Source organism: Thiohalomonas denitrificans (assembly GCF_016841685.1).
Classification (GTDB): domain Bacteria; phylum Pseudomonadota; class Gammaproteobacteria; order Thiohalomonadales; family Thiohalomonadaceae; genus Thiohalomonas; species Thiohalomonas denitrificans_A.
In genome coordinates, this window is record NZ_JAENYR010000052.1 from 21,808 (window position 1) to 27,252 (window position 5,445).

The 5,445-nt window shown below is 58.2% G+C and carries 3 protein-coding genes and 1 pseudogene; 3 read left to right on the forward strand and 1 reads right to left on the reverse strand.

Annotation, left to right across the window (positions count from 1 at the left end):
* Positions 1-400: 400 nt before the first annotated feature.
* A pseudogene (locus Q7L05_RS11770) lies at positions 401-1,024 on the reverse strand (adenylate kinase); the annotation flags it as partial.
* Positions 1,025-1,404: 380 nt separating this feature from the next.
* On the opposite strand from Q7L05_RS11770, the gene Q7L05_RS11775 reads away from it, so the two are divergent.
* The 3 genes from Q7L05_RS11775 (at position 1,405) to Q7L05_RS11785 (ending at position 5,242) form a co-directional block, all read left to right on the forward strand.
* A complete protein-coding gene (locus tag Q7L05_RS11775) occupies positions 1,405-1,755 on the forward strand; it encodes a hypothetical protein (protein WP_303906630.1) in 351 nt (116 codons plus the stop codon).
* Positions 1,756-1,801: 46 nt separating this feature from the next.
* Positions 1,802-3,070: a 6-phosphofructokinase gene (locus Q7L05_RS11780; protein ID WP_303906633.1), complete on the forward strand. Its 1,269-nt coding sequence runs from the start codon at positions 1,802-1,804 to the stop codon at positions 3,068-3,070.
* 120 nt (positions 3,071-3,190) lie between these two features.
* Positions 3,191-5,242: a sodium-translocating pyrophosphatase gene (locus Q7L05_RS11785; RefSeq protein ID WP_303906635.1), complete on the forward strand. Its 2,052-nt coding sequence runs from the start codon at positions 3,191-3,193 to the stop codon at positions 5,240-5,242.
* Positions 5,243-5,445: the final 203 nt, after the last annotated feature.

Below are 5,445 nucleotides of genomic sequence, written 5' to 3' on the forward strand. Positions count from 1 at the left end.
CCTTCTTCGGAGCGGCCTTCTTCGGGGCGGCCTTCTTCGGGGCGGCCTTCTTCGGAGCGGCCTTCTTCGGGGCGGCCTTCTTCGGAGCGGCCTTCTTCGGAGCGGCCTTCTTCGGAGCGGCCTTCTTCGGGGCGGCCTTCTTCGGGGCGGCCTTCTTCGGGGCCGTCTTCTTTGGGGCTACCGCCTTGGTCGCAGCCTTCTGCGGTGCCGACTTCTTGGCCGGTGCGGTCTTTTCGCTCACCGCCGGTCTGGCCGTCTTCCCGACGTCGGACTGTTGTTGTGCGAGCGTTGCTTTTCCAGTCCCGGGCACAACTTCCGGCTGGGACGGCTCCGCGGCCGCAGGCTCTGACGGCGATACTTGAGCTTTCGGCTTTGCTTCGATTTCCCGCGCAGCGGCATCGACGCGCTCGAAAATATCCTCGATCTCGCCGGTTCCCTCGATGGTGTGGAGTTTGCCCTGCGCGCGGAAATATTCAGTCAACGGCAAGGTCTGGGCTTCAAATGCCCGAAGCCGGTTGCTGATGGTCTCCTCATTATCATCGGCTCGATGGCGAAGATTGCCACCGCACTGGTCACATTGGTCATCGAGTCGGGGAGGTGAGGTAAAGACGTTATAGACCTGTCCGCACGATTCACAGGTGCGACGCCCGGAAAGACGCTGAACGAGGCTGTCAAAGTCGACTTCAATCAGGATGGCGCCCTGAATCGGCTTGCTGATCTCATCCAGGACGTGATCCAGGGCCTCGGCCTGAGGAATATTGCGGGGGAAGCCATCAAGGATAAAGCCTTTTCCGGCGTCGGGTTGGGAAACCCGCTCCTTGATAATGGCAAGAACGATTTCGTCGTTAACCAGTTGTCCCGCTTCCATTGCGGCTTTCGCCCTTTGCCCGATCGGCGTATTGTTCTTGACGGCGGAACGAAGCAAATCACCGGTGGAGATCTGCGGGATACCGTATTTATCCGACAGAAGCTGCGCCTGTGTTCCCTTTCCCGAACCGGGTGCCCCCAGCAGTACGATTCTCATCTTGATCTCTCACTCCCAAATAGCTTTCAGATAGCGGTACTTTTATTGGTGTGCCGACCCGAGCCTTTCATAATCCGCGCCGATGTGCCGTTTTCAACGGGTTAGGGGCATTTGCACGGTTCCCCAACACACGCACAGAACGAAACCCTTGAGCGACAGCATTCTTCGCGTCACAGCCCGCATCTATTGGAAGGTCCGGGCTTAAGTTTTATGGATGGAGGCATATACAAATTGCATTACCGTTGACCGCAGCGACGGATTAAGCTAATCGCACTCGATTCCTCAAGTCAATGTAACTCCGACGGATTTTTGTTATAAAGCCGTTTCAGGTCTCGACGGCCGCGTTATTATGTACACGCAAAAAGAGTCAAAGGCTTTACATGACTAGCATTCCCGAGTTTTCCGAAAGCGAGTTTTGGACCGTATGCAATACCCTCCAGGAGCGCTACAGACGCCCCATTGAACCGGATCAGGTCGAGATCGAATTGAGGCTTGACCCCCACTCGACCGTTCTTACGCCCTGTCCTGCCTTATACTGGAAGGTCGACAATGCCAACTTCGTTATTGCGAAGGTGGGGGATAACCGCTACCGGGCCCAGTTTTTCTACCGTCTCTACCAAACGTACGGGACCGGAATCGAAGAATTCGACGATATCGCGACGTGCGCTGTGACCTTGCTCCAGGTGCAGGCGGATCACGCCGCGAAAGAAGCGGAAGAAAACAAGAAGTGACCCGAACTTCGACCATCAATTCAAAAAAGACTAGGGAGAACGGAACATGGCGAGTAAGAAAAACGCCTTTTACGCCCAGTCCGGGGGTGTGACAGCCGTCATCAACGCCTCGGCATGCGGGTTAATCGAAACGGCCCGCGCCAATAAAGACAAAATCGGCAAGGTTTACGCAGGACGTAATGGCATCATCGGTGCCCTGACCGAAGATCTCATCGATACTAGTAAAGAGAGCAAAAAGGACATCGCCGCGCTGCGCCACACACCTTCCGGCGCTTTCGGCTCCTGCCGCTACAAACTGAAAAGCGTCGAGGAGAACCGCCGCGAGTATGAGCGTCTGATCGAGGTTTTCGAAGCTCACAACATCGGCTACTTCTTCTATAACGGTGGCGGAGACTCCGCCGACACCTGCCTCAAGATCTCGCAACTCTCCAAAAAAATGGGTTATCCCATCCAGGCGATTCACGTGCCAAAGACCGTGGACAATGACCTTCCGATCACGGACAGCTGTCCCGGTTTTGGCTCGGTGGCCAAATACATCGCTATCTCGGTACGCGAGGCTAGCTTTGATGTCGGTTCCATGGCGAAGACCTCCACCAAGGTGTTCGTGGTCGAGGTAATGGGTCGCCACGCCGGCTGGATTGCGGCCGCGGGTGGACTCGCATCCACCGAGGACACCGACCTGCCGGTCGTGATCCTGTTCCCGGAAATCACCTTCGATCGCAGCAAGTTTATGGCCAAGGTGAAGGAAAAAGTCGACCAATACGGCTATGTCTCCGTGGTCGTCTCCGAGGGCGTAAAGGGGTCTGACGGGAAATTCCTTGCCGACCAGGGCCTGAAGGATGCCTTCGGTCATGCACAGCTAGGCGGTGTCGCCCCCGTAGTGGCCAACATGATCCGCGAGGATTTGGGTCTCAAGTACCACTGGGCAGTCGCCGACTACTTGCAACGCGCCGCCCGTCACATTGCCTCCAAGAACGATGTCGAGCAGGCCTACGCCATGGGCAAGGCTGCCGTGGAGCTCGCACTGAAGGGCAAGAACTCGGTTATGCCCACTGTCGTGCGCAAAAAAGACAAGCCCTACCGCTGGACAGTAGGCGAAGCGCCACTCAGTCGGGTCGCCAACAAGGAAAAGATGATGCCGAAGAGCTTCATCAGCCGCGACGGCTTCGACATCACGGCGAAATGCCGCACGTATCTTGAACCGCTGATTAAGGGTGAAGACTACCCACCCTACAAGGATGGCTTACCACAATACGTCATGCTGAAGAATGTGGCGGTTGAGAAAAAACTCGATGAAGAGTTCGAGTTAAAGTGAACGGAACAAAGGGGAGCGTCAGCTCCCCTTTGCCTTTATGGGGCAACTGGATCTAGACCAAATACAAATCCAGAAGCTGAATAATTTACAAAAACATTTTAAACAGTAGGGGAGGACCCAATGACTTCAGGGCTAGTATTTGCACTGTTATGTGCCGTGGCCGCCATCGTCTATGGCGCCGTTTCCGTCAAATGGATACTCGGCAAATCCACCGGCACCGACCGCATGCGGGAAATCGCCGGCGCAATTCAGGAGGGAGCAAACGCCTACCTCAACCGTCAATACACCACCATCAGTATCGTCGGGGCTCTCCTCTTCATTCTTGTCGGCCTGTTCATCAGCTGGCTGAGCGCCTTCGGCTTCCTGATCGGCGCGGTCTTCTCCGGTGCTGCGGGTTACATCGGGATGAACATCTCCGTGCGCGCCAACGTGCGGACCGCCGAAGCGGCCAGCAGCGGACTCAATGATGCCATGCAGGTCGCCTTCCGCGGCGGCGCCATTACCGGCATGCTGGTGGTCGGTCTGGGCCTCCTCGGCGTCGCCGGCTACTTCGCCATTCTAATCGGCATGGATCTGAGCACCAATGATGCGATTCACGCGCTGGTAGGTCTCGGCTTCGGTGGTTCGCTCATCTCCATCTTCGCCCGGTTGGGCGGCGGTATCTTCACCAAGGGTGCGGATGTCGGCGCCGACCTGGTCGGCAAGGTGGAAGCCGGCATTCCCGAGGATGATCCCCGCAACCCGGCGGTAATCGCGGACAACGTGGGCGATAATGTAGGCGACTGCGCCGGCATGGCCGCCGACCTGTTCGAGACCTATGCCGTAACGGTGATCGCAACCATGCTGCTGGGCAGCCTGATTGTGGCCGGCGACAACGGTATGGCCGCCATCTACCCGCTGGTTCTCGGCGGCGTCTCCATCATCGCCTCCGTAATCGGCACCTTCTTCGTCAAGGTCCGCGAGGGCGGCAAGATCATGAACGCCCTCTATCGGGGACTCATCGTCGCCGGCGTTCTGGCCACTATTGCCTTCTATCCGGTCACCGCCTGGGTATTCCCCGAGGGAACCATCACCGTTGGTGGTGACCTGGTCAACACCGTCAACCTGTTCTGGGCCGCTGTTGTCGGGCTGGTGCTCACCGCTGCGCTGGTGGTAGTTACGGAATACTACACCGCCACCGAATACGGTCCGGTAAAGCACATCGCCGCAGCCTCCACCACCGGGCACGCCACCAACATCATCGCCGGGCTGGGAGTCTCGATGCGCTCCACCGCGCTGCCGGTGCTTGCGGTCGTCGCCTCTATCTGGGGCTCCTACGAGCTGGCGGGGCTGTACGGCATCGCCATCGCCGCCACCTCCATGCTGTCGATGACCGGCATCATTGTGGCCCTCGATGCTTACGGTCCCATTACCGATAACGCCGGCGGCATCGCCGAAATGGCGGAGCTGGATGAAAGTATCCGCAATATTACCGACCCGCTGGATGCAGTCGGCAATACCACCAAGGCGGTCACCAAGGGTTACGCCATCGGCTCCGCCGGTCTCGCGGCCCTCGTGCTGTTTGCCGATTACACTTTCGCGCTGGCCGATGAAGGCATGGAGCTGCAGTTCCTGCTCTCGGATCCCCGAGTGATCATGGGTCTCTTCATCGGTGGTCTCATCCCGTACCTGTTCGGGGCGATGGCCATGGAAGCGGTGGGCCGTGCGGCCGGCGATATCGTCAACGAGGTGCGTCGCCAGTTCAAAGAGATGCCGGGCATCATGGACCGTACCCAGAAGCCGGATTACACCCGTGCGGTGGATATGCTCACCAAGGGCGCCATCAAGGAGATGATCGTTCCTTCACTGCTGCCGGTGCTGGTACCCATCCTGGTCGGGTTCATTCTTGGCCCACTCGCTCTCGGTGGCCTGCTGCTGGGCACCATCATCACCGGCCTGTTCGTGGCCATCTCCATGACGGTAGGTGGCGGCGCCTGGGATAACGCCAAAAAGTATATCGAGGATGGCGCCCATGGCGGCAAGGGTTCCGAAGCCCACAAGGCGGCGGTCACCGGCGACACGGTCGGCGATCCCTACAAGGACACCGCCGGACCGGCCATCAACCCGCTGATCAAGATCATGAACATCGTGGCCCTGCTGATTGTGCCTCTGGTGGTGCAATTCTGGACGTAAGCGATTGACTGATTAGGCAAGGGGCCGGGCTAATCACCCGGCCCTCCTCTAAGTGGCTAGTGGCGAGTGGCTAGTGGCGAGTGGCTAGTGGCTAGTAGCTAGTAGCTAGTGGCTAGGCCGCTTCCCTCTTCCCTCTTCCCTCTTCCCTCTTCCCTCTTCCCTCTTCCCTCTTCCCTCTTCCCTCTTCCCTCTTCCCTCTTCCC

Excerpts from the sequence above, each read along its gene's own strand:
- Q7L05_RS11775 (WP_303906630.1), top strand. The coding sequence starts at position 1,405 with ATGACTAGCATTCCCGAGTTTTCCGAAAGCGAGTTTTGGACCGTATGC.
- Q7L05_RS11785 (WP_303906635.1), top strand. The coding sequence starts at position 3,191 with ATGACTTCAGGGCTAGTATTTGCACTGTTATGTGCCGTGGCCGCCATC.
- Q7L05_RS11780 (WP_303906633.1), top strand. The coding sequence starts at position 1,802 with ATGGCGAGTAAGAAAAACGCCTTTTACGCCCAGTCCGGGGGTGTGACA.